19 protein-coding genes are annotated in these 24,117 nt (G+C 67.8%); 13 read left to right on the top strand and 6 right to left on the bottom strand.

Features of this window, described 5'->3' with window-relative positions; translation table 11 throughout:
- The first annotated feature begins 6 nt into the window (after positions 1–6).
- The 7 genes from KPL74_14850 (at position 7) to KPL74_14820 (ending at position 9,095) form a co-directional block, all read left to right on the top strand.
- Positions 7–2,229, top strand: coding sequence for a type IV pilus secretin PilQ (locus tag KPL74_14850; protein ID QWT19019.1), 2,223 nt, complete (start codon positions 7–9; stop codon positions 2,227–2,229).
- 112 nt (positions 2,230–2,341) lie between these two features.
- Positions 2,342–3,337, top strand: a complete 996-nt coding sequence (locus KPL74_14845; GenBank protein QWT19018.1) for a MoxR family ATPase — start codon at positions 2,342–2,344, stop codon at positions 3,335–3,337.
- Positions 3,334–4,254, top strand: coding sequence for a DUF58 domain-containing protein (locus KPL74_14840; GenBank protein ID QWT19017.1), 921 nt, complete (start codon positions 3,334–3,336; stop codon positions 4,252–4,254). Before KPL74_14845 ends, KPL74_14840 begins: the two co-directional genes overlap by 4 nt.
- Positions 4,254–4,742: a DUF4381 domain-containing protein gene (locus KPL74_14835; protein QWT19016.1), complete on the top strand. Its 489-nt coding sequence runs from the start codon at positions 4,254–4,256 to the stop codon at positions 4,740–4,742. The genes KPL74_14840 and KPL74_14835 overlap by 1 nt, the downstream gene beginning before the upstream one ends.
- On the top strand, positions 4,739–5,725 hold the full coding sequence (locus tag KPL74_14830; GenBank protein QWT19015.1) for a VWA domain-containing protein: 987 nt from the start codon (positions 4,739–4,741) through the stop codon (positions 5,723–5,725). Before KPL74_14835 ends, KPL74_14830 begins: the two co-directional genes overlap by 4 nt.
- Positions 5,722–7,641 carry a tetratricopeptide repeat protein gene (locus KPL74_14825; GenBank protein QWT19014.1) on the top strand — a complete coding sequence of 640 codons (1,920 nt, stop codon included), beginning with the start codon at positions 5,722–5,724 and terminating at the stop codon, positions 7,639–7,641. The genes KPL74_14830 and KPL74_14825 overlap by 4 nt, the downstream gene beginning before the upstream one ends.
- A gap of 2 nt (positions 7,642–7,643) precedes the next feature.
- On the top strand, positions 7,644–9,095 hold the full coding sequence (locus tag KPL74_14820; GenBank protein ID QWT19013.1) for a BatD family protein: 1,452 nt from the start codon (positions 7,644–7,646) through the stop codon (positions 9,093–9,095).
- Here the strand turns inward: KPL74_14820 and KPL74_14815 are convergent.
- A complete protein-coding gene (locus KPL74_14815; protein ID QWT19012.1) occupies positions 9,092–9,604 on the bottom strand; it encodes an O-acetyl-ADP-ribose deacetylase in 513 nt (170 codons plus the stop codon). The genes KPL74_14820 and KPL74_14815 overlap by 4 nt on opposite strands.
- Before the next feature lie 80 nt (positions 9,605–9,684).
- Here KPL74_14815 and KPL74_14810 point away from each other — a divergent pair, with 80 nt between their 5' ends.
- The 3 genes from KPL74_14810 (at position 9,685) to KPL74_14800 (ending at position 14,513) form a co-directional block, all read left to right on the top strand.
- On the top strand, positions 9,685–10,146 hold the full coding sequence (locus tag KPL74_14810; protein ID QWT19011.1) for a MarR family transcriptional regulator: 462 nt from the start codon (positions 9,685–9,687) through the stop codon (positions 10,144–10,146).
- A 116-nt stretch (positions 10,147–10,262) separates the two neighbouring features.
- Positions 10,263–11,402, top strand: coding sequence for an efflux RND transporter periplasmic adaptor subunit (locus KPL74_14805; protein QWT19010.1), 1,140 nt, complete (start codon positions 10,263–10,265; stop codon positions 11,400–11,402).
- Positions 11,403–11,414: 12 nt separating this feature from the next.
- Complete coding sequence (locus tag KPL74_14800; GenBank protein QWT19009.1) at positions 11,415–14,513, top strand: efflux RND transporter permease subunit; 3,099 nt, start codon at positions 11,415–11,417, stop codon at positions 14,511–14,513.
- Between the two features lie 30 nt (positions 14,514–14,543).
- On the opposite strand, the gene KPL74_14795 is transcribed toward KPL74_14800, so the two are convergent.
- The 3 genes from KPL74_14795 to KPL74_14785 form a co-directional block, all read right to left on the bottom strand.
- A complete protein-coding gene (locus KPL74_14795) occupies positions 14,544–15,986 on the bottom strand; it encodes a M20/M25/M40 family metallo-hydrolase (GenBank protein ID QWT19008.1) in 1,443 nt (480 codons plus the stop codon).
- A gap of 67 nt (positions 15,987–16,053) precedes the next feature.
- Entirely contained in the window at positions 16,054–17,421 is a 1,368-nt protein-coding gene (locus KPL74_14790; protein QWT19007.1) for a HAMP domain-containing protein, read from the bottom strand.
- Positions 17,421–18,140, bottom strand: a complete 720-nt coding sequence (locus KPL74_14785; GenBank protein QWT19006.1) for a response regulator — start codon at positions 18,138–18,140, stop codon at positions 17,421–17,423. The genes KPL74_14790 and KPL74_14785 overlap by 1 nt, the downstream gene beginning before the upstream one ends.
- A gap of 140 nt (positions 18,141–18,280) precedes the next feature.
- Between KPL74_14785 and KPL74_14780 the strand changes: the two genes are divergently transcribed.
- From KPL74_14780 to KPL74_14770, 3 genes are all read left to right on the top strand, one after another.
- Positions 18,281–18,595: a hypothetical protein gene (locus KPL74_14780; protein ID QWT19005.1), complete on the top strand. Its 315-nt coding sequence runs from the start codon at positions 18,281–18,283 to the stop codon at positions 18,593–18,595.
- The gene (locus KPL74_14775) at positions 18,592–19,614 is read left to right on the top strand and encodes a helix-turn-helix domain-containing protein (protein QWT19004.1); all 1,023 of its coding nucleotides are present in this window, start codon (positions 18,592–18,594) and stop codon (positions 19,612–19,614) included. Before KPL74_14780 ends, KPL74_14775 begins: the two co-directional genes overlap by 4 nt.
- Positions 19,615–19,746: 132 nt before the next feature.
- A complete protein-coding gene (locus KPL74_14770) occupies positions 19,747–22,755 on the top strand; it encodes a TonB-dependent receptor (protein QWT19003.1) in 3,009 nt (1,002 codons plus the stop codon).
- Between the two features lie 137 nt (positions 22,756–22,892).
- Here the strand turns inward: KPL74_14770 and mscL are convergent, their stop codons facing one another.
- Positions 22,893–23,300: a large-conductance mechanosensitive channel protein MscL gene (mscL, locus tag KPL74_14765; GenBank protein QWT19002.1), complete on the bottom strand. Its 408-nt coding sequence runs from the start codon at positions 23,298–23,300 to the stop codon at positions 22,893–22,895.
- A 70-nt stretch (positions 23,301–23,370) separates the two neighbouring features.
- The gene (locus KPL74_14760) at positions 23,371–24,057 is read right to left on the bottom strand and encodes a fumarylacetoacetate hydrolase family protein (GenBank protein ID QWT19001.1); all 687 of its coding nucleotides are present in this window, start codon (positions 24,055–24,057) and stop codon (positions 23,371–23,373) included.
- Positions 24,058–24,117: the final 60 nt, after the last annotated feature.

Genomic DNA, 24,117 nt, shown 5'->3' with positions numbered 1-24,117 from the left:
AAGCACATGACGACCAATTCCACTCATCTGCCGGGTAGCGCGAGTCATCGCACGCGGCGCTGGATCCTCGGCGTCGCGCTGGCCGTGGCCGGCGGGTTCGCCGGCACGGCCGCCGCAGCGACCGCGCTGAAGAACGTCAGCTATGACGCGCAGCCTGGCGGCCGCGTCGAGCTGACCCTGGCCTTCTCGGGCGCCGCGCCGGATCCCAAGGTCTTCACGACCTCGAATCCGCCACGCATCGCCATCGACCTGCCTGACACGACCAACGAGTTCTCCTCGCGCCACCTCGACGTGGGCAAGGGTTCGACCTCGGGCGTATCGGTGGTGTCGGCGGGGGGGCGTACCCGCGTCACCGTCGAGCTGTTCCGCGACTCGGCCTACAAGACCCGTGTCGACGGCAACAACCTCATCGTGACCGTGAACAACGGCCCGACCGGTGCGACCACGACCACGGCGATCGCCTCCGACCCGACCAAGGCACTGCCGTCGAGCGCTGGCACGCCGCTGTCGAACATCGACTTCCGTCGCGGCCAGAACGGCGAAGGCCGGGTCATCGTCACCCTCGGCAGCGAATCGGCCACGCCGGAGATGCACCGCGAGAACGACCGCGTCGTGGTCAGCCTCACCGGGGCCAGCCTGCCGCCGAAGCTCGCCCAGCGCCTCGACGTCCTCGACTTCGCCACGCCGGTGCAGTCGGTCCAGTCCAGCGCCGTGCCGGGTGGTACGCGGATGGAAATCCGCACCAAGGGCGACGTGGACGTGTCGGCTTACCAGAGCGGCACCGAATACGTCGTCGAAGTCGCTGCCAAGAAGGCCTCGCCGGCCAACGCCAAGGCCGCGAAGGGCCAGGACCCGGTCTACTCGGGTTCGCGCCTCACCTTCAATTTCCAGGACATCCCGGTCCGCTCGGCCCTGCAGCTCATCGCTGACGAAGCCAAGCTCAACCTGGTCGCTTCCGACAGTGTCGGTGGCAGCGTCACCCTGCGGCTCGTCAACACGCCGTGGGATCAGGCGCTCGACGTGATCCTGCGCGCCAAGGGCCTGGACAAGCGCCGCAACGGCAACGTGATCTGGATCGCGCCGCAGGCTGAGCTGGCGACCTACGAGCAGAGCCTTGCCGACGCACGCCAGAAAGCCGAAGACAACGCGGAGCTGGTGGCTGACTACATTCCGATCAGCTACGGCAAGGCCGAAGACATCGCCAAGCTGCTGACCCAGGGCAGCCTGTCCAGCGGCGGTTCCAGCTCTGGTAACTCGACCCGCGGCTTCCTTTCCGCGCGCGGCAGCGTGTCGTTCGACGAGCGCACCAACACGCTGCTGATCAACGACACGCCGGACAAGATCCGTGACCTGCGCGAGCTGATCGGCACCCTCGATCGCCCGGTGCAGCAGGTGCTGATCGAGTCGCGCATCGTCGTGGCGACCGATACGTTCACCCGCGCCCTCGGCGTCCGTTGGGGCGTGCAGGCTACCCAGACCAATTCGAGCGGCCAGGTCATCGGCACCACGCCCGACCTGAGCAGCGGCACCGCGCCGAACCAGGGCACGGCCGGCCTCGCGACCCAGGTCTGGAATACAAACCATGGCGCGAACACGACGAACACGATCACTTACCCGGGTGGTTACAACGTCAACCTGCCGGTTTCCAACCCGGCCGGTAGTCTCGGCCTGGCGATCCTCGGTTCGAACTACCTGGTCGACCTGGAGCTCTCCGCGGCGCAGACCGAAGGCCGCAGCGAAGTCATCTCGAGCCCGCGCGTGATCACGGCCAACCAGCAGGAAGCCGTCATCAAGCAGGGTACGGAAATCGGCTACGTCACCTACCAGGCCTCGAGCTCGGGTGGTGGTGCATCGAACGCGACCGTCCAGTTCAAGGACGCCGTGCTCGAGCTGCGCGTCACCCCGACGATCACCGCCGACAGCCGCGTCTACCTGAAGATCAACGTGAAGAAGGACGCCCTCGCCGGCAACACGCCGTCGCCGGGTGGTGGCTTCGTCCCGTCGATCGACACGCGTGAGATCAACACGTCGGTGCTGGTCGACAACGGCCAGACGGTCGTCCTGGGTGGCATCTACGAGATCACCAAGGCCAATACCGTGAGCAAGGTGCCGGGCCTTGGCGACATCCCGGGCATCGGCGTCCTGTTCCGCAATACGTCGCGGCAGAACGACAAGGCCGAGCTGCTGATCTTTGTCACGCCGCGCATCCTGAGCGATACGCTGCAGTAAGCGGGTCTGCGGGTCATGATTGGAAAAGGCGGCCTTCGGGCCGCCTTTTTTTTAAACTTCCGGCGTGCTTTGTGGTCTTATCGGGCCTGTCCCCGTTTCATGAGCCACCCCCATGCCTGATACGCCGACCGTCGTCGCGACGCCGCTCCAGGAGGCCTTCGTCAGGCTCCGCGAAGAGCTGTCCCGCGGCATCATTGGCCAGCCGCACCTGGTGGAATGCCTCCTGGTGGCGCTGCTTGCCGATGGCCACCTGCTGGTGGAGGGTGCGCCGGGCCTGGCCAAGACCACGGCGATCAAGGCGTTGGCGACCCGGGTCGAAGCCGACTTCCACCGCATCCAGTTCACCCCTGACCTGCTGCCGGCCGACCTGACCGGTACGGACATATTCCGTCCTCAAACCGGCACCTTCGAGTTCGAGCGCGGCCCGCTGTTCCATAACATCGTCCTGGCGGACGAGATCAACCGCGCGCCCGCCAAGGTGCAGTCGGCGCTGCTCGAGGCGATGGCCGAGCGACAGATCACCATCGGACGCCGCACGTGGCCGCTGCCCGATCTGTTCATGGTGATGGCGACGCAGAACCCGATCGAACAGGAGGGCACCTTCGCGCTGCCCGAAGCCCAGCTCGACCGCTTCCTGATGCACGTGACCATCGGCTACCCCGATGCCGACGCCGAGCTGGCCATCCTCCGGCTGGCTCGCGAGCAGGCCCGCGAATCAATGCACCCGGCGCCGCCGCCGGCCCATGTCCTGCGCCCGGCGGACGTGTTCGCTGCGCGCGACGCCGTGCTGGACGTGCACATGGCCGCGCCGCTGGAGCTCTACATCACCCAGCTGGTCGTCGCCACGCGCGATGCGGGGCGTTATGGTCCCGAGCTGGCGCGCTGGATCGCCTGGGGCGCCAGCCCACGTGCCACGATCGCGCTGGACCGCTGCTCTCGCGCCCACGCCTGGCTTGCCGGCCGCGACTACGTGCTGCCCGAAGACGTGCATGCGGTGGCCCATGAAGTGCTTCGCCATCGCGTCCTGCCCAGCTACGAAGCCGAGGCGGAAGGCGTCCGCGCCGACGCCATCATCGACCGCCTGCTGGACCTCGTGCCGCTGCCGTGAGCGTCGTGCCCTCCGCTGCGGACCCGCGCGTCCACGTCACGCTGCCGGAACTCCTGGCCCTGCGCTCGCACGTCATGCATGCGCGGGCACCCGGCGCGGTCTCGCGGGCGCCGCGTAGCGGACAGCGTCCCGGTCGCCTGCACGGACGCGGCATGGACTACGCGGAATCGCGCGTCTACCAGGCTGGGGACGACGTGCGCCGCATGGACTGGCGCCTCACCGCACGCAGCGGCGTCGCGCATACCAAGCTCTTCGAAGAGGAGCGGGAAGGGCGGCTGCTCGTGCTGCTCGACACCAACGCCAGCATGCGCTTCGGCACCCGCGTTCGCTTCAAGTCCGTCCAGGCCGCGCGGGCCGCGGCAATGGCGGCCTGGTACGCGATGCGCAGCGGCGATCGGGTCGGCGTGCTGGCATTCGGCGGCCAGCGCCAGCTCGTGCGTCCGCAGGCCGGGCCGCGTGGCGCCTTGGCCGTCTGCGGCGCGCTCGCCGCGTGGGACGCCTTGCCGGCGGAAGCCGATGAAACACTCTCAGGCGCACTCCAGCGTGCGGGCCGGCTGATGCACGGTGCGTCACGGGTCTTGCTGGTCAGCGATGGATTCGCCGTCGATCCGGCGGCACGCGCGCGCATGCTCGGACTGGTCGGCAAGGCCGAGGTGCGGGTGCTTACCGTGGCCGATCCACTGGAACTTGCCGAGCCGCCGGCCGGCCGGTATCCGTTCGCGCATCTTGGCGTGCATTACGACATCGCCCTGCACGGCGATCGCCAGCGCGCGGAGTTCGCGCGATCGCTCGGCGAGGGGCGGCAGCGACTGGCCACGCTGGTCGGCCAGCTCGGCCTGCATCATCGCGCGATCGACACGGCGGCTGATCCGCTCGATGCCATCGTCGACCTGCTCGGCACCGGGAGGTCGCGCTGATGCCGCCGAAGAGTCCCGAGCTGCGTAACGTCCACGTGCCACAGGTATCGTGGTGGCCGCTGGCGTTCGGCTGGTGGGTCCTGCTCGCGCTGTTCGCCGTCGCGATCGTCGGCGCCATCCTCTGGTGGCGCCATCGCACACGCCAGCGCCGGTATGTCGAGGCCGTGCTCGCCGACCTCGATGCGGCGCGCACGCGCCACGCCGCGGATGGCGACGCCGCCGCGTTTGCCGCGAGTGCGCACCAGTTGTTGCGTCGCGTGGCGCGTTCGCGCGATCCGCGCAGCGTGACGCTTTCTTCCGCCCAGTGGCACGCAGCACTCGCGTCGATGGCGCCGGGCCGCGATGTATCGCGCCTGGTGATGCTGGGCGATGCGATGTACCGGCCCGGCGCGGTGCTCGATGTGCCCGTCGTGGGTGCCGATGTCGAAGGCTGGGTTCGTGACGTGCTCGCGCGCCGCCACCGGTTGGGGCGGGGAGAGGCTGCATGAACCTGCCTGACTTCGCATGGCCGTGGTTGTTCCTCGCGCTCCCGCTGCCGTGGCTACTCCGTCGCATGTTGCGCCCGGTACGCCCGGCACAGGCGATGGACCTGCCGCAACCTGGCATCGTGCTGACGCCGGCCGCGATGAATCGCAGCTCGTTCGCGGCAACGGCACTGCTCACGCTCGCGTGGGTCTGCCTCGTCGGTGCCGCGGCGCGCCCGCAGACGCTCGGCCCACCGGAGCCGCAGAAGCGTAGCGGGCGAGCGACCATGCTCGCGGTCGACCTGTCAGAAAGCATGAATACCGACGACATGGTGCTGGCCGGACGCAGCGTCACCCGTTTCACCGCGGTCGAGGCGATCGCGGGCGACTTCATCGACCGCCGCGCCGGCGACGAGGTGGGCCTCGTGCTGTTCGGTACGCAAGCCTTCCTGGTCACCCCGCTGACCTTCGACCTGCAGGCCGTGCGTGCGCAGTTGCACGATGCCGTCGTCGGCCTGCCCGGCAGCGAGACCGCCATCGGTGACGCGATCGCCGTGGCGGTGAAGCGCCTCGCCGGCATGCCAGAGCAGGCCCGCGTGCTGGTGCTGCTGACCGATGGCGTGAATAACGCAGGCTCGATCGTGCCGCGCGATGCGGCGCGCGCGGCCAGGGAATCGGGCGTGCGTATTTACACCATCGGTGTCGGCGCCACTGCATACCTCGTGCGGGATCTCTTCGGTTCGCACGTGGTGAACCCGTCGGCGGAGCTCGACGTGGCGATGCTGACCGACATCGCCCGGCAAACCGGCGGGCAGTTCTTCCGCGCCAACGACACCGGTTCGCTGGCCGAGGCCTACCGCAAGATCGACGAACTCGAGCCCGTGCCGCGGCAGGGCAACGACCTGCGCCCGCGCATCGAGTTGTTCCGCTGGCCGCTGGTCGCGGCACTGCTTCTGCTCGGCATCGGCCTCGCACCTCGCGTGCTCCCCGCACGGGCAAAGCCATGAGTACCTTGCTCGAAAGCTTCCGCTTCCTGCATCCCTATTGGCTGTGGCTGCTGCTGGGCGTGGCGCCGCTGGCCTGGGCCGTCGCCCGGCATGCGCCCGAAGTCCGCGTGCTCGCGCGCCTGGCCGATCCCGGATTGTTGCCTTACCTGCTCGACGGCCAGCCGCGCGCATCGCGTTCGGCGGCGTGGAGCGTGGCTTTGGCGGCGACGCTGGCCGTGCTCGCGCTGGCAGGCCCGGCGTGGAATCGCAGTACCGAACCGCTGTTTGCACGCCGCGCGGCACAGGTGGTCGCGATCTCGATGTCGCCGCACATGCTCGCGCGCGACGTTGCGCCCGATCGCCTGGCACGTGCGCGCTACAAGGTGCGCGCGTTGTTCGCGGCCAACGCCGACGGCCTGAACGGGCTGGTGGCGTACACGGGCGAGGCGTTCACCGTGACGCCGCTGACCACCGACGCTCACAGCGTCGATGACCTGTTGTCCGCACTCGCACCCGATGCCATGCCCGTGCAGGGCGATTCACCCGGCAAGGCGATCGAGCAGGCCGCGGCACTGATCAGGCACGCCAACGTCGGCGGCGGTTCGATCGTCGTGGTGACCGATCGCGCGGATGCAGCTTCGCAGGCCGTGGCCCGGCGCGTCGCGGCGAGCGGTATCCATGTGTCCGTGCTCGGCATCGGCACATTGCGCGGCGGCCCGATCACCGAAGGCGAAGGTGGCTTCGTCAAGGACGACCAGGGCGCGATCGTCATGGCCCAGCGCAACGACGCATCGCTCGGCGCACTGGCATCGGCCGGTGGCGGGGCTTTTGCAGTGGCCGCGGACGATGGCTCGGATGTCGCTGCGCTGACGGCAGGGCTGCACGCACGCGGCGAAGCGCGCGCCGACGACGTGGCGACATCCAGCCAATGGCAAGACATGGGCGCGTGGCTACTGCTGCCGTTGCTGCCGCTGGTCGGCCTGGGTTTTCGCCGTGGCTGGTTGTTGCTGCTGGCGCTGGCGATCCTGCCGGTCGGGCCCGCGCATGCGGCCAGCGCCGTCGATGCGTTCCGCACGCGCGACCAGCAGGCCGCCGACGCGCTTGCGCACGGCAATGCGAAGGCGGCGCAGGCCCTGGCACGGGACCAGCGGCTACGCGGTGCCGCGGCGTATCGCGCGGGCGACTACGCGGCAGCGGAGGCGGCACTCACCACCCACGCCGACAGCGACAGCCAGTACAACCTCGGCAACGCGCTGGCGAAGCAGCAGCGCTACGAAGACGCGATCGCCGCGTACGATCGCGCGCTGAAGGCCAATCCGGGCAATGCCGATGCGGCAGCCAATCGCGCCGCGGTGCAGGCCTTCATGGCCCAGCGGCAGAAACAGGACAAGAAAGACGACGACGGCGCCAAGGGCCAGCAGGACGGTAAGCAAGGCGATCAGCAGCCCGGCAAGGACCAGGGCGGGCAGGGTGGCCAGGGCAAGCAGGACGATCAGCAGAAAGGCCAGCAGGGCAACCAGGGTGCGCAAGGCCAGTCGGGCCAGTCGGGCCAGGACGCGCAGGGTAAGTCGGGTGAATCGGGCGAAGGCAAGGGCAACGATAGCGGCAAGGAGGCAGGCAAGGACCAAGGCAAGGGCGAGGCGCCCAAGGGCAATGCGGACGCAAAGACCGAAGCGCAGCGCGACGATGCGGCGAAGGCCCAGCAGGCGCTGAAGCAGAAGATGGACAGCGCCCTCGGCGGCGCGTCCAGCCAGGGCAGGCCGACGAACGAGGACGCTCACGACCTGGGCAATGTTCCCGTCGAAGACGGCATGGGAAAGCTTTCGCCCGCGACACGACGGCAGATCATGCGCGTACCCGATGATCCGGGCGCGCTCCTGCGCCGGAAGTTCATGTTGGAATACCAGCGCCGCCAGGGCGCGATCCCGGAGGAATGACGATGCGCCGACCCTGGCTTGCCCCGATCCTGTTCATTGTCTCGCTGTCATCGCACGCGCAGGCCAGCGCAGCGGTCGCACAACAGGATCCCACCCATGCCGATCCCGCTACGTCGGCAGCGGATCCGGCGTCGACGGTCGCGGCGGATGCGGGCGATCGTCCCGCCATGCTCGAGGCCACCCTTGATCGCGCGCAGGGCTATGTCGGGCAGCAGTTCGATTACACCCTGCGCCTTTACCTTACCCTGGGGCTTTCCGACGGCTCGCTGCCGCACCCCGTCGCCGATGGTGCCGACATGGTGATGGTCGGCCAGGAAGCGCGCTACGACGTGACGCGCAACGGCCACGTCGTGCACGTCACCGAGCGCCATTACGCGGTCGTGCCACAGCAAGCCGGCGTCATTGAAATCCATCCGCCTCTGTTCCAGGGCCTGGGCATCGACCCGACCGACGTGAACTCGTTCTACGCGCAGGGGCAGCTGGTCTACGCAGATGGCCAGCCGTTGAGTGCCACCGCGCAGACGCTTCGCCTGGAGGTGCGCGACAGGCCGGCCGCCGTCGGCAACGACACGTGGCTGCCGGCACACGGACTGAAGCTCTGGTTGGAAGGCGTTCCAGCGGATGGCAAGGCCACCGTCGGTCGCGCCCTGACCCTCACGATGCACCTCGAAGCCACCGGCCTGTCGTTCGACGCGTTGCCCGCGCTGTCGATGCCGAAGATCGACGGCGCGGACGTCTATCCGGATAAACCGGTGAAGGGTGATCGCCTTAGCGGTCCATGGATCGTCGGCCGCCGCGAGCAGGCGTTCGCCGTGGTGCCCTCGCGTCCCGGCACGCTGCATATCCCGGAGACCACGCTGCACTGGTGGAACGTGGTGACCGACAAGGCGGAGGTCGCTACCTTGCCTGCGCGCGACATCGTCGTCGCACCGGGCAGCGGCGCGACGACGCAGACAGCTTCGACCACGCCCACGTCGGCCGCCGCGCCTGCGTCCATGCCGTCCGCCGGGGTGGACGCAGGCCCGTGGCGCGCCATCGCCGCCGGCCTGGGCGTCCTCTGGATCCTCACCCTCCTCGCCTGGTTCGGTTGGGCGCGCCGGCGCCGTGGGCAAGCCGCCGTCGCGCCATCGACGCCTGGGGGGACGCCCCGCTCGGCGCCCGCGCGTGAGCAATTCCTCAGGGTGGCCGCGGGCGACGACCTCGTCGCGAGCGGCCGCGCCCTGCTCGATTGGGCACGCGCACAGCGGCCGGGGGTGCGCAGCCTGGGCGAGCTCGCGCTGGCACTCAGGCCGGGCCGCCAGCGGGACGCCATCGCCGCCCTGCAGCGCGCGCGCTTCGCCAACGGTGCGTCGGCGAAGCCCGACCTGCGCGGCGTCTTCGCCGACGGCTTCGAGTGGCTAGCCACGGATGCCGAGGGCGCCGGCCCGGGCCTGCCACCGCTCTATCCACGCTAACGCTGCAGGGCGGCCTCGTAGTGCGCGGCCATCCCGGCGCTGAAGGCGCAGAGGACAACGCGGGCTGGGAGCCACGCCTCGTCGCGTAGCGCCTGCACCGCGACGGCCGCCGCCAGTGCAGGCGGATAGCCGTAAACGCCCGCGCTAATGGCAGGAAAGGCGATGCTGGACAGGTGCTGCGCGCGGGCCAGCGCGATGCTGTTGCGATAGCAGGCGGCGAGTAGCGCGGGCTCGCCCCGGCTGCCGCCATGCCACACCGGTCCGACCGTGTGGATCACGTAGCGCGCAGGCAGTGCAAAGCCCGGCGTCAGACGGGCTTCGCCGGTGGGACAACGCACGCCGGGGCGTACTTCGGGAAGCGCACGGCAGGCCGCGAGCAGGGCCGGGCCCGCCGCGCGGTGGATCGCGCCATCCACGCCGCCACCGCCGAGCAGCGGTTCCGCGGCCGCGTTCACCACGGCGTCCAGGGCCAGGGTCGTCAGGTCAGCCTCGATCACTTCCAGGGGCATGTTGCATCCTCGCTTGTGAGGGGTGGGACAGCCCGATACGATGCCCGCACCAACGCAAAAGTGCCGACCAGCAAGCCACCATGGCCGACCAGCCCAAAGTCGAAGATATCTCGTTCGGATACCTCCTCAACGACGTCACCCTGCTTTTCCGGAAGCATTTTGACCGTCGTGCGGTGAAGTTCGGGCTCACCCGCGCCCAGTGGCGCGCCCTGAAGTGGCTGCATCGCCGGCCTGGCATGCGCCAGAACGAACTGGCTGAGCAACTCGACATGGAGCCGATCGCCGTGGGCCGCGTCATCGACCGCCTGCAGGCCGCCGGCTTCGTCGAGCGCCGTCCGGATCCGAAGGACCGCCGCGCATGGCGCCTGCACGACACCGAACAGGCGCGTAGTGTCATCGACGACATGGAAGATATCTCGCGCGGCCTGCGCCGCGACTCGACCCAGGGCATCGCTTTCGACGACCTCGAGAAGATGCTCGTCGTGCTGGAACGGATCAAGGACAACCTCCAGGCGCTGGACGAGCCCGCCGAAGAAGGCTGAACCGGTGTCAACGCAGTCGCGGGGTCTGCGTTTACTACACGGATGTCTCGACTGAACCCATGTCCGCGCAGCCCCCGGCGCGGCGACCGAACCCCACGGTTTCGGCCGGAGTAGCCATGCAACGTTCCCCAGGGAAGAAACTTCTCCTCATCGCCGGCCTGTTGGCCGTCGCCGTGCTCGCCGTCGGCATCTGGCGCCACGCCGCCGATGGAAAGGACGCCGAAAAACCCGCGAAGGGCGCTGCGGCGGCCGCGGGCACGCCGGTGACCACCGCCGTCGCGACGCGCGGCGAGATCGATCTCTCGTTGAAGATCATCGGCCGCGCCGAGGCCTATTCGACCGTGAACATCCGTTCCCGCGTGAACGGCCAGCTCGAAATGCTGGCGTTCACCCCCGGCGCGCACGTGAAGAAGGGCGACCTGCTCGCGCGCGTCGATCCGCGCCCGCTGAAGGCGGCACTGGACGAAGCCCAGGGCAAGGTCGCCAGCGACCAGGCGCAGCTGACCAAGGCCGAGGCCGACCTGTCGCGTTACCAGAACATGCTCGGCAAGGGCTTCGTCAGCCGGGCCGACTTCGACCTGTACAAAGCCAACCTCGGCGTGGCCCGCGCGGCGCTGGAAAGCGATCGCGCCGCGGCGCGTGCCGCCCAGGTGCAGCTGGACTTCACCACCATCAGCGCCCCGTTCGACGGCATCACCGGCGCGCCGCTGGCGTACCCGGGCGCGACGCTGACCGCGGACACCACCGACATCGTGGTGCTCAACGAGGTCGATCCGATCCGCGTGGCCTTTGCGATCCCCGAGGACAGCCTGTCGGCCGTGCGCGCCAGCCAGCGTCGTGGCGCGTTGCCGGTCGAGGCGAAGATCCCCGGCGATACGGGCGGCCCGTTGAACGGCGAGCTGGAATTCGTCGACAACGCGGTGGATGTCACCACCGGCACCATCGTACTGAAGGGGCGTTTCGCCAACGCCGATGGCCGGCTCACGGCCGGGCAGTTCGCCGAGGTCACCCTCCCTACCACGCGGCTGGTCGACGCGGTAAGCGTCCCGGTCATCGCCTTGCAGAGCTCCACCTCGGGCACCTTCGTGTTCGTGGTCAAGGCCGACCACACCGTGGAACAGCGCAGCGTCACCACCGGCGCGAGCACCGCCGCGCGCGTGGTGATCGACAAGGGCCTTGCCGAAGGCGAACGCGTCGTCACCGAAGGCCAGATGCTGCTTGTCGACGGCGCGCGCGTGCGCGTCGACAAGGGCTGAGGAGGGCGCGGCGTGAACCTGCCTGAGCTGTGCATTCGCCGCCCGGTGATGACCACGCTGCTGATGGCGGCGCTGGTGATCTTCGGCCTCGCGGCGTACCCGAAGCTGCCGGTCAACGAGCTGCCCAACGTCGACTTCCCTACGATCAACATCAGCGCGAGCCTGCCGGGCGCCTCGCCGGAAACCATGGCCTCCTCGGTGGCGACACCGCTGGAAGCGCAGCTGTCGACCATCGCCGGCATCGACTCGCTCACCTCGTCCAGTTCGCTGGGCTCGACGACGATCACCGTCACCTTCGCCCTCGACCGCAGCATCGACGGCGCCGCGCAGGACGTACAGGCCGCCATCTCTGCCGCGCAGCGCCAGTTGCCGCAGGACATGCCCACGCCGCCGACCTATCGCAAGGTGAATCCGGCGGACGCACCGATCCTGTTCCTCACCATGCAGTCGGCGACGCTGCCGCTGTCGACCGTGGACGATTACGCCGAGACCGAACTGGCCCAGCGCCTGTCGATGGTCGAGGGCGTGGCCCAGGTCAACGTCTACGGCTCGCAGAAGTACGCCGTGCGGATCGCCGTGAACCCGGACCGCCTCGCGGCGACGGGCATCGGCGTGGACCAGATGGCCAGTGCGATCGCCGCCGCGAACGTCAATAAGGCGACCGGCTCGCTCAACGGCAGCCGCCAGCTGTTGTCGATCCGTTCGGACGGCCAGCTGATGCGCGCCGCCGACTACAATCAGGTGGTACTGGCCTATCGCAACGGCGCACCGATCCGGCTATCGGATATCGCGACGCCTCGCGACAGCGTCCAGGACGACCAGAAGGCGAGCTGGTTCAACGGCAAGCGCGCGATCACCCTGGCGATCCAGCGGCAGCCGGGCGCGAACACTGTCGAGACCGTCGATCGCATCCTCACGCTGCTGCCGGGGTTTGAAGCGACGCTGCCGCCGTCGGTGAAGCTGGACGTGATGTACGACCGTTCGGTGTCGATCCGCGATTCGGTCCACGATGTGCAGTTCACCCTCGTGCTCGCCGGCATCCTCGTGGTGCTGGTGATCTACCTGTTCCTCGGCAATGCCTCGGCGACGCTGATCCCGGCCGTGGCCCTGCCGATCTCGGTGCTCGGCACCTTCGGCGCCATGTTCGCGCTCGGCTACAGCCTGGATAACCTCTCGTTGCTGGCGCTGACCCTCGCGGTGGGCTTCGTCGTCGACGATGCGATCGTGATGCTCGAGAACATCATGCGCCACATCGAACTGGGTGAACGGCCCTTCGACGCGGCGGTGAAGGGCGCGAACGAGATCGGCTTCACCATCTTCTCGATGACGCTTTCGCTGGTCGCCGTGTTCATCCCGGTGATGTTCATGGGTGGCATCGTCGGCCGGCTGTTCCACGAATTCGCCGTGGTCATCAGCGTGTCGATCCTGATCTCCGGTTTCGTCTCGATCACGCTCACGCCGATGCTGTGCAGCCGCTTCGTCAAGGCGCACGACCACGAGAAGCGCAGCTTCATCGTCGTGTGGTTCGACAAGGGTTTCAGCGCGGTCACCAACGGTTACACGAGTACGCTGGGGTGGTGCATGCGCCATCCACGCGTCGTGCTGGTGGTGTTCGCGCTCAGCCTGGGCGCGACGGGCCTGCTCTTCGCCATCACGCCGAAGGACTTCATCCCGGCCGGTGACAGCGGCCAGCTGCGCGTCACCACCGAAGGGCCGACCGATATCTCGTTCGCGGCGATGTCGGCACGCCAGCAGGCACTCGCCGAGATCGCCGGCAAGGATCCGAGCATCGGCGGTTACATGTCCAGCGTCGGTGCCGGCGGTGCGCGCGCGACGATCAACTCGGGTTCGATCCTGCTGACGCTGCGTGCGCCGTCGGAGCGCAACCACACCACGCCGGATGAAATCATCCAGTCGCTGCGGCGCAAGTTCGCCCAGGTGCCGGGCATCCGCACCTACATCCAGAACCCGCCGGCGATCCAGGTCGGCGGTCGCCAGTCGAAGGCGCAGTACCAGTACACGGTGCAGTCGACCGACCTGCAGGCGTTGTACGACTGGTCCGGCAAGCTGGTCACGGCCTTCCAGAAGCTGCCCGGCTTCCAGGACGTCACCACCGACCTCGATCTCAACAGTCCGTCGATGGTCGTGCAGGTCAACCGCGACAAGCTGGCGCCGATGGGCCTGACCATGGACCAGGTGCAGACGGCGCTTGGCACCGCGTTCGGCGAAAACCAGATCTCGACCATCTACGCATCGGCGACGCAGTACTGGGTGATCCTGCAAGTGGATCGCAGCCTGCAGGACGATCCCGCCGTGCTGTCCAAACTCTATGTCACCTCGGACACCGGCAAGCTGGTGCCGTTGAGCACCGTGGCGCGCTTCGAACGCAAGCCGCAAGTGCTGACGGTGAACCACCAGGGCCAGCTGCCGGCCGTGACGGTGTCGTTCAACCTCGCCCCGGGTGTTTCGCTAAGCGACGCGGTCGCCAGCATCGATCGGGCGACGACCGAGCTGAAGTTGCCGGCGACCTTGAGCGGCAGTGTGCAGGGCACGGCACAGGCGTTCCAGGATTCGATCAAGGGCATGGGCCTGCTGTTGCTGCTGGCCGTGTTCGTGATCTACCTGGTGCTGGGCATCCTCTATGAGAGCTTCATCCATCCGCTGACGATCCTCTCCGGCTTGCCGGCGGCGGCGGTGGGCGCGTTGCTCACGCTGGTGATCTTCCACGCCTCGCTGGACCTGTTCGCGTTCGTCGGCATCGTGATGCTGGTCGGCATCGTGAAGAAGAACGCGATCATGATGATCGACTTCGCGCTTGAGCATCAGCGCGATGGCACGGTGACCCCGTTCGACGCGATCTTCGAAGCCTGCCGCGTGCGTTTCCGCCCGATCATGATGACGACGATGGCGGCATTCGCCGGCACTTTGCCGATCGCGCTCGGCATCGGCGCCGGCGCGGAGACCCGCCGACCACTCGGCCTCGCCGTGGTCGGAGGCCTCGTGGTCTCGCAGATCCTGACGCTCTACCTCACGCCAGTGATCTACCTCTACATGAACCGCCTGCAGGAGCGCGTCGCACCAAAGCAGGTCGCAGACCCCGCGATCGTGTAGGAGCGCGCCTGCGCGCGATCGCCCGTTCCCTCAGTCGTGCGCGCCGTCGTTCTTGAACGCATCCGGCGCCGAACCGAAGTTGCCGTCGGCCTGTGCGGCGAGGTACGCGAACGTCGCATACACAGCCACGTTCTGCGCCAGCGCCCGCGGATCGATCTTGTCCAGCGTGTCGTTGGCGTTGTGGTGGTAGTCGAAGTAGTCGGTGCCATCCTGGGTCAGCGACAGCGCGGCCATGCCCTTGCCATGCATCTGCGAGAGGTCGGAACCGCCGCCGCCGGGCTTTTCCGGGTCGTAGGCGACGCCGATCGGCTCGATCACCTTCGCGATCTGCTCGATGGCACCGCGTGCCGACGGCTTCACCGACGCCGTCATCCGCCAGATCCGGCCTGCGCCGAAGTCAGACTCGGTGCCCAGCTGGAACTTCGATACGTCCCTGGCGTGGGCCTCGGCGTACGCACGGCCGCCCCACAGGCCCATCTCTTCGTTGGCGAAGGCGATGACGCGGATGGTGCGGTCGGGACGCTGCGGCATGTCCTTGATCAGCTTCGCCGCGGCGGCGGCAATCGCCACGCCCGCGCCGTCGTCGATCGCGCCCGTGCCCAGGTCCCACGAATCCAGGTGTCCGCCGATGGCGACAACCTCGTTCGGCTTCTTCCGGCCGGTCACTTCGGCGATGACGTTCGCGCCTTCGTAGGTGCCCTTGAAGCCCACGTCGAGGTCGAGCTTCAGCGTGACCGGCTTGCCTTCCTTCAGCACGCGCTCGAGCTGGTCGGCATCCGGCAGCGACAGGGCCGCGGCTGGAATCGCATCCTTCGGATCGGTAAACCCGGTGACGCCGGTATGCGGCGTGCGGCTGTGCGGATCCGTGCCGGCCGAGCGCAGCAGGAAGGCGGCGGCGCCCATCTTCGCCGCGAGGACCGGACCACGCGTGCGGGTCGCCGAACCCATGCCGTAGTCGTGGCCATCCTTCTGCTGGGTCATGTGCGTGCTGACGTAGACGATCTTGCCCTTCACGCTGTCCGGACTGGCAGCCTTCAGCGCGTCCAGGGTGTCGAAGCCGACGACCTCGGCGGTGAGGCCGCCGGCGGGCGTGCCGGCCGAGTAGCCCAGCGCGGTGACCAGCAGCGGCTGCGGGAACGGCGCCACGATGGCGGCATGCTCGCTGCGGCGCTCCCACAGCGGGTAGCTCACCTTCTCGGTATAGACCTTGTCGAAGCCCATCGCCTTGAACTTCGCCACGGTCCACTCGACGCCGCGCTTGTCGGCGGCGCTACCCGCCAGGCGCGGGCCGACTTCGGTGGTGAGGGCGGAGACGAAGGCATAGCCGGTGTCGTCGGCCATCGCCTTGTCGCGCAACGCGGTCGCGGCATCGACGGCTTTCGCCGGGATCGTGGTGGCCTTGTCGGCGGCGTGGGCGGAGCAGGCAAGGGCGATGCACGCGGCAAGCGCGTGGAAACGGTACACAGGACGCATGGGGACCCCCGGGGACGGAAACCCCGATTATGGACCCGACGCCCCGGCCCGGCGCGTAGGTCGGAAGTCATGCATGGCGACGCGCCGGCAAGGTGACCGACGCACGCAGGCCGCCTTCGCGGCGATTGCGCAGCTGCACCTGGCCACCGTGCTCGGAGAGGATCGCCTGCACGCTTGCGAGGCCCAGGCCGATGCCGCCGGTGTCGCGGTTGCGCGACGCCTCCAGCCGGAAGAACGGCTCGAACACCTGCCGTTGCATGGCCTCGGGGATGCCCGGGCCGTCGTCGTCGATCTCGAGCACGCAGGCCTCGCCGTGGAAGCGCAGGCGCATGCGCACGCGATCGCCGTATTTCAGGCCGTTCTCGACAAGGTTGATCACGGCCCGGCGCAGCGCGACCGGATCGCCATCGACGGTCACGGCATCGCCGCCCTGCAGGGAGACATCGTTGCCGATGTCGACCAGGTCGTCGGCCACGCTTTCCACCAACAGGCGGAAATCCAGCGGTTGCCGATGCGGGCCCGAGGCGCGATCGCGGATGAAATCCAGCGCCGCCGAGATCATCGTCTTCATCTCGACGATGTCGGCATCGACCTTGCTGCCGAGCGGTTCGGGCAAGCCGTCGAGGCGGAAGGTGAGTCGGGTCAGCGGCGTACGCAGGTCATGCGCGATGGCCGCGATCATGTTGGTGCGTTCCTGCATCATCCGGTTGAGCCGGGCCTGCATGGCGTTGAACGCATCCACGGCCTGGCGTACCTCGCGCGGGCCTTCGCGTGGCACCGGCGGTGCGCCGGTGTCGGTGCCCAGCCGTTGCGCGGCTTCGGCGAAGCGCTGGATCGGTGCCGACAGGGTCCGTGCGAACAGGATGGCGAGCGGCAGCATGACCAGCACGCCGATGCCGAGCATCCACGACAGCCGCGCGATGACGGTGTCGGCGAACGGTGTCTCGGGCACGGTGGCGACGTGCCACTGGCCGTCGTCGGCGCGATAGCCGATCACCGAGCCGGCGCCGACCGCCGCACGCATCGGGCCGGCCATGGGGCCATGGCTATCGATCGTGACGAACACGCGTAGCCGGGTGGCGTCCGTGGCGAGCATCTCGGCCAGGCGCCCGGCCAGGTGCTGCGAGGCCATGACGTCGTACGTGGCCGGCGCCTTCGGTGCTTCCGCGCGCGTGGTCAGTTCAAGGTCGGGTGCGCGTGGCGGCATGAAACCGCCATGCATGCCCGGGCCCGGCGGCGCGCCGTCTTCGAACGGATGGCCAAACGACTGCAGGTCCGGGCGCAGCACCGCGACGATGTCGAACAGCCCGGCAGACGCGGTGGGCCGGGGCGGCTTCAGCGTGAACACGAGGAAGCCGATCGCCTCCGCGACCAGCAGGGCGCAGACCACCATCAGGAAGCTGCGGGCGAAGATCGACAGGCGCGGCATCGGCATCACAGGCGGCTGACCTTGGGCACGAGCATGTAGCCTTCGTTGCGCACGGTGCGGATCATCTCCATCGCCGCGCGATCGTTGAGCTTACGCCGCAGGCGGCTGATCTGCGTGTCGATGGCGCGGTCGAACACCTCGGTGCGGCCACCATGGACCAGGTCCAGCAACTGGTCGCGGCTGAGGATCCGCTGCGGGTGGTCGACGAAGCCACGCAGCAGGGCGAACTCGCCGTCGGACAGGTTGATGAAGATGCCGGTGGGATCGCGCAGGTCCCGACGGGCGATGTCGAGGCGCCATCCGGCGAACGTATACGGGCGGACCTCGTCGACCGCGCTTGATTCGGCGCCGACGGTGCGGCGCAGGACCGCGCGCACGCGGGCGAGCAGCTCGCGTGGGTTGCACGGCTTGGCCAGGTAGTCGTCCGCGCCCACTTCCAGGCCGATGATCCGGTCCGTATCGCCGCCGAGGGCGCTGAGGATGATCACCGGCGGCCCCTTGTCGGCCGTGAGCCGGCGCGCGGCCGAGAGGCCGTCCTCGCCCGGCATCATGACGTCGAGCACGACCAGGTCGGGCCGTTCACGCGCGATCGCGAGGTCCATCTGGGCGACGTTCTCGGCCGCCTGCACGCGATAGCCGTGGCCACCAAGGAAGCCGGCGATCAGTTCGCGCAGGTCGGGGTCGTCGTCGACGACGAGGATAAGGGCGTTAGGGTCCATGGCCATGGGCGTTTGATAGCAAAAAATCGCGGATCGCGCGTGTCCACGGCGACACCGGGGCGACACAAAGCGGACACACGGCGACAACGGCGGGTGACGCGCGGCCGATAGCCTGCAGCCTACCGTTTCACTGCAGGCTGCGCCCCATGTTGTTTTCGTCCCGCTGGTTCACCGCATGGCTCGCCTTCGGGCTGGCACTTGCCGCCGCCGTGCAGGCGCAGGATCGCGACCCGCCCCGTCCGCCACCGCACGATCCGCGGGTGGAAGCGGCCCTGGACGACTGCTGGGTGGAATACGGCCGCGAACAGGATGATCCCGTGCCGCCCGAAATGATGGCCCAGTGCATGGCCGACAAGGGCTTCACCCCGCCGCCGCGGCCGCGCCACGGGCCGCCGCCTCCGCCGCCCCCGGGCGACGAAGACGACGACGATGACTTCGACAACATCGTGGCGGGGCCATGAGCATGGGAGCCACGGCGATGTCCTACCTCTCGACCCCGACCCCGGTGCTGCCCCGCGTGCGCGAGCCGCTCGCCGCCGCCCAGCGCTTCTGGGGTGAGTTCGGCCATGCGGCCACGCGCCAGCCCGGCATGAGCGTCCTGCTCGACGGCTATGCGGGCGACCGCCTGCGCATCGGCACCTTCAGCCACCAGCCGCACGTGCTGAGCAGCGACCACCTGGCACGGCATCACCGCCACGCGGCACTGCTGGTCCTGCAACTGGAAGGCGAGAGCAGTGTCGAACAACACGGGCGACGCTCGCTGATCCGTCCCGGGGACTTCTGCCTGGTCGACCTCTCCCGGCCGTTCCGTGTCGAAACCGGTCGCTCGCTGGTCCAGGTGGCCTACCTGCCCCTGGCCGTGCTGCGTGATGCGCTGCCGCGGCTGGAACAGGTTGCCGCGGTGGGCCTGCATGGCCACCTCACCGAAGTCGGCTTCCTCCGCGGCCTCTACCGTGACCTGTTCGAGCGCGCCGAGGAACTGACCGAGCCGATGGCCGATCGCCTGGTCGATGCGATACCGCATGTCCTTGCGGTGGCCGCCTCGTCGGTGGACGATCCCACGCCGCCGCCCTCGCAACTGCGCCAACACCACAAAGACCAGGTGCGTCGCTACGTGCGCGAACATCTTGCGGATCCGGGCCTGTGCGCCGAGGTGATCGCAAGGGGCGTGGGCCTGTCAGCAAGTTATCTCTTCGAACTGTTCGCCGACGAAGAGATGACGCTGATGCGCTGGGTTCGTACGGAGCGCCTGGCGCGTTGCCGGCGAGAACTTGCGGATCCGGCGTTGCGATACCGCAGCATCGCGCATATCGCGCAGGCATGGGGCTTCGGCGACATGACGCATTTCGGCCGCAGTTTCCGCGAGGCGTTCGGCATGTCGCCGCGCGCGTGGCGTACCTCGTCGCGTTTGGACGTCCATGCGGCCAAGGAATCGCCGAGCGATGGTGGATTTTCACGCCACGTGGCCACGCGGATTTAACACTACATTGATTTTGCGGTAGCCGTCCTCCGAGGACGGCACACGCGAACCTTCCAGGGATGCGGTGGGGATGGCGCATGCCAGGCGTCCGTCCCGGGAAGGTCATTCATTTCATCTTTGGGGAGTCCCGTAGTGTCCAAGAATCCTTCGCCCATGGTCCGGCTGAGCCGGATCAGTCTCGCGCTCGCCCTGGCCCTCGGGGCCGGTGCCGCGCTCGCGCAGTCCACCACAGGTAGCATCTTCGGCCAGGCGCCCGTCGCCGAGGGCGAGACCGTCGTTGCCCGCAGCGCCACCGGCGTGGTCCGCGAGGTTACCGTCGGCAACGACGGCCGCTACACGATCGGCGCACTGCCGCTGGGCTCGTACTCGGTCAGCCTGATGCAGGGTGGCAAGGCGCTCGATGCCCGCGAAAACGTCAGCCTGCGTGTCGGCTCGGGTACCGAAGTGTCGTTCGCCGCTGCTGCCGCTGCCGGTGAAGCCACCAGCCTGGGCTCGGTTACCGTCTCGGCCAACACGCTGCCGCCGGTGGACGTCTCCAGCGTCGACTCGCGCACCGTCATCACTTCCGAACAGCTCGCCAAGCTGCCGCTGGCACGCAGTGCCGAAGCCATCGCGCTGCTCGCACCGGGCGTCGTCCCGGGCTACGCCGGCTTCAGCGGCACCACCAACAGCAACTCGCTGGTCTCGATCGGCGGTTCGTCGGTGACCGAGAACGCTTACTACCTCAACGGCTTCAACACCACCGACCCGCTGAGCGGTTTCGGCGGCATCACCCTGCCGTACGGCGCGATCGACCAGCAGGAAATCCTGAGCGGCGGTTACGGAGCGGCCTACGGTCGTTCCGACGGCGGCGTGATCAGCCAGAGCGGCAAGCGCGGCACCAACGAGTGGCACTTCGGCGCCCAGGTGCTGTGGCAGCCGGCGTTCGCCCGCGGTGACAGCCCGAACACGTATTACACCACCGGTTCGAAGGACGGCCAGATCTATCGCCGCAACTCGCAGAACGACTCGTGGTCGGCCACCGAGAGCGCCTACGTCGGCGGCCCGCTGATCAAGGACAAGCTGTTCTTCTTCGCCGCGGTGGAGCAGGAAAAGCAGTCGTCCAACTCCGTGCAGCCGGTGACCACCTCGCTGAACGACAAGTACGAGTACCACGATCCGAAGTGGTACGCGAAGATCGACTGGAACATCAACGACACCAACATCCTCGAACTGACCGGTGCCGGCAGCAAGACGCAGTACAAGGGCAACTACTACGACTATGACTACGACACCGCCCAGACCGGTGCGTTGAATAGCCAGGACACGTCGACCAAGAACGACGCCCGCGTCTACATCGCCAAGTACACCAGCTACATCACCGACGACATCACGCTGACGGCGATGTACGGCAAGCAGAAGATGACGTACTACAGCGAGACCCCGGGCTACGACCCGTCGGTCACGTACATCCTGCATCCGGAACTCGAGAACCCGGACGTGACCGGTGGCGGGCAGATCAACAATGGCCAGTCGGCGCTCACCATCGCCAACCCGGACCACTCGGCGACCACGCGCAACCTGCGCCTGGACCTGTCGTGGAAGCTGGGTGACCACACGATCACTGGCGGTATCGATAACCTCGACTCGCACGACGTCGACGACGGCGAAGACGCGGTGGCCTGGCAGTATGGTTACGGCACGCCGGACACCAACATCAGCGACGCCCCCTTCGTGGCCGCGCCGAATACCGGTGCCGGCGGCGAGACCGGCTACTACGTGTCGAAGTACCTCTACAGCACCGCCGCGTCGGTGCGCGTGAAGCAGCGCGCCCAGTACCTCGAAGACAGCTGGCAGGTCGACGATCGCCTACTGCTGAAGATCGGTATCCGCAACGACCAGTTCACCAACTACAACCCCAGCGGTGAAGCGTTCCTGCGCCTGACCAAGCCGCAGTGGGCGCCGCGCCTCGGCGCCGCGTGGGACGTCAACGGCGATTCGTCGCTCAAGGTCTACGCCAACGCGGGCCGTTACTATCTCGCCATGCCGGCCTCGGTGGCGCTGCGTGCCGCCGCGGGTTCGCTGTACACCAACGAGTACTACACCTACACGGGCATCGACTCGAACGGTTACCCGACCGGCCTCACCCAGCTCGCCTCGTCGACCGGCGGCGCCGTGTCCGCCAACAACGAGTACGGCCAGTCGCCGGATGCGAAGACGGTGGCCGCGAGCAACATCAAGTCCGAATACCAGGACGAGTACCAGCTCGGCTTCGATCACCAGATCAACAGCGACTGGGTCTGGGGCATGAAGGGCCAGGTGCGCAAGCTGCGTAACATCCTCGACGACATCTGCGACCTCGACACGATCGCCGACAAGGCGGCATCGCTCGGCTACACCGTCGACGAAAGCAACATGAACGGCTGCTACCTGTCCAACCCGGGCCGCACCAACACGTATCGCATCCCGGATGGCAGCGGTGGCTACGACAGCGTCAACGTCTCGGCGGTCGACTTCGGCATGCCGAAGGCCAAGCGCAGCTACTACTCGCTGGAAACCTACCTCGAGCATCCGTTCGACGGCACCTGGACCGGCAAGATCGACTACCTGTACTCGAAGAGCTACGGCAACACCGAAGGCCAGGTGCGTTCGGACATCGGCCAGACCGACGTTTCGGCGACGGTGGACTGGGACTACGGCAAGCTGATGGAGTACTCCAACGGCCTGCTCTCGAACGATCGCAAGCACCAGCTCAAGGCTTACGGTTCCTGGCAGGTGGCGAAGGAATGGATGCTCTCGGGCAACATCCTGCTGATGTCGGGCACGCCGAAGACCTGCCTGGGTTACTACGGCTCGGACGAAACCAATCCGGTCGGTTACGGCAGCTACTACCACTACTGCGCAGGCCAGCCGTCGCCTCCGGGTGCCGCCGGTCGCCAGCCGTGGCAGCACATCATCTCGCTGTCGGGTGAATACCGCCCGATGTGGGCCGACCAGAAACTTGCGTTCAACGTGATGGTCTACAACGTACTGAACGAGTCGAAGGCGACCGCAAGCTACGTCCTGTACGGCACCACCGCGGCACCGAACACGAACTACGGTCGCGTCACGTACTACAGCACCCCGCGTTACGTCCGCTTCGGTATCACCTACGACTTCTGATACCCGGCGTCACGCGTAGCAACGTATCCACATACCAACAATAAGGCGCCCGAGCCGTGAGGCTCACCTCCCGGGCGCCAGATCTCCCCAGATAGGCCGCCGGATATTCCCCTCCGGCGGCCATTTTTTTGCCTGGATCAGGGCGTGTGGTTCTGCTGCTTGAGCAGGTCGCGGATCTCCTGCAGGAGCACCACGTCGGCCGGGGTGGCGGCCGGCTTGTCTTCGTGGCGGGTGACCCGGTTGATCGCCTTGACCACGAGGAAGATCGCGAAGGCGATGATGACGAACTGGATGAGCACGTTGATGAAGACGCCGTACTGGATGGCCACTTCGGCCGTCTTCGTCGCGGCGTCCGCCGGCTTCAACACCCACTTCCAGTCGGAGAAATCGATGCCGCCGATCAGCATGCCGATGGGCGGCATGATGATGTTGTCGACCAGTGAGGTAACGATCTTGCCAAAGGCCGCGCCGATGACCACACCCACGGCCAGGTCGATCACGTTGCCACGCAGGGCAAATTTCTTGAATTCTTCGACCATGCTCATCGAATAGACTCCTCGTTGCTTCGTGTCGGACGTCCGAACCTAACGATCCTTATGTAAGGATCGCGCGAATTCACACTACGCGGCCTTCGAATGCCGCGATGCCTTCCAGCGTGGCGTGGAACCGGTCCCCGCGTTGCAAAGCTGAAACACCGGCGGGCGTACCCGTGAACACGAGGTCGCCTGCTTTCAGCTCGAACAGGGTGGATAGTGCCGCGAGGATCTCGCCCACGTCGAGCACCATCTCGCCCAGCGTCGCCTGCTGGCGTACCTGGCCGTTGACTTCGAGGGTGATGCGGGTGGCCGCGCCGGGCGTGGCCTCGCTGGCCGGCACCAGCGCCGACACCGGGGCCGAATGGTCGAAGCCCTTGGCCACGTCCCACGGCGCACCCTTGGCCTTGGCCTGTGCCTGCAGGTCGCGGCGGGTCAGGTCGAGCCCCACGCCGTAGCCCCAGACCAGCTTCGCCGCCTCGGCGGGCGACAGGTCGGTGCCACCCGCGCCGAGCGCGACGACCATTTCCACTTCGTGGTGCAGGTCGCTGGTGGCGGAGGGGTAGGGCACGTCGGCGCCATCGGTGACGACGGCATCGGCGGGCTTGGTGAAGAACATCGGGTTCGCCTTGTCCACGCTGGCGCCCATTTCTTTGGCGTGGTCAGCGTAGTTGCGGCCGATGCAGAAGATGCGGCGGACGGGGAATCGGCCCGACTGGCCGACGACGGGGAGGCTCGGCTGGGCCGGCGAGGGGATGACGGTATTCATGCGGCCAAGCCTAGCAGGTGACACCTGTCACGGCCGATGGCTGATGGCGCGGAATGGCGC

Origin of the sequence: Bacillus sp. NP157, from assembly GCA_018889975.1 — a bacterium.
Lineage (GTDB): Bacteria > Pseudomonadota > Gammaproteobacteria > Xanthomonadales > Rhodanobacteraceae > Luteibacter.
The sequence above is the reverse complement of the archived record's forward strand: the minus strand, read 5'-3'. Positions and strand labels throughout refer to the sequence as shown.

Coding starts and splice junctions, on each gene's coding strand:
- KPL74_14760 (QWT19001.1), bottom strand. CDS start 24,057: ATGAATACCGTCATCCCCTCGCCGGCCCAGCCGAGCCTCCCCGTCGTC.
- KPL74_14820 (QWT19013.1), top strand. CDS start 7,644: ATGCGCCGACCCTGGCTTGCCCCGATCCTGTTCATTGTCTCGCTGTCA.
- KPL74_14805 (QWT19010.1), top strand. CDS start 10,263: ATGCAACGTTCCCCAGGGAAGAAACTTCTCCTCATCGCCGGCCTGTTG.
- KPL74_14825 (QWT19014.1), top strand. CDS start 5,722: ATGAGTACCTTGCTCGAAAGCTTCCGCTTCCTGCATCCCTATTGGCTG.
- KPL74_14775 (QWT19004.1), top strand. CDS start 18,592: ATGAGCATGGGAGCCACGGCGATGTCCTACCTCTCGACCCCGACCCCG.
- KPL74_14795 (QWT19008.1), bottom strand. CDS start 15,986: ATGCGTCCTGTGTACCGTTTCCACGCGCTTGCCGCGTGCATCGCCCTT.
- KPL74_14850 (QWT19019.1), top strand. CDS start 7: ATGACGACCAATTCCACTCATCTGCCGGGTAGCGCGAGTCATCGCACG.
- KPL74_14845 (QWT19018.1), top strand. CDS start 2,342: ATGCCTGATACGCCGACCGTCGTCGCGACGCCGCTCCAGGAGGCCTTC.
- KPL74_14810 (QWT19011.1), top strand. CDS start 9,685: ATGGCCGACCAGCCCAAAGTCGAAGATATCTCGTTCGGATACCTCCTC.
- KPL74_14835 (QWT19016.1), top strand. CDS start 4,254: ATGCCGCCGAAGAGTCCCGAGCTGCGTAACGTCCACGTGCCACAGGTA.
- KPL74_14815 (QWT19012.1), bottom strand. CDS start 9,604: ATGCCCCTGGAAGTGATCGAGGCTGACCTGACGACCCTGGCCCTGGAC.
- KPL74_14780 (QWT19005.1), top strand. CDS start 18,281: ATGTTGTTTTCGTCCCGCTGGTTCACCGCATGGCTCGCCTTCGGGCTG.
- KPL74_14785 (QWT19006.1), bottom strand. CDS start 18,140: ATGGCCATGGACCCTAACGCCCTTATCCTCGTCGTCGACGACGACCCC.
- KPL74_14790 (QWT19007.1), bottom strand. CDS start 17,421: ATGCCGATGCCGCGCCTGTCGATCTTCGCCCGCAGCTTCCTGATGGTG.
- KPL74_14830 (QWT19015.1), top strand. CDS start 4,739: ATGAACCTGCCTGACTTCGCATGGCCGTGGTTGTTCCTCGCGCTCCCG.
- mscL (QWT19002.1), bottom strand. CDS start 23,300: ATGAGCATGGTCGAAGAATTCAAGAAATTTGCCCTGCGTGGCAACGTG.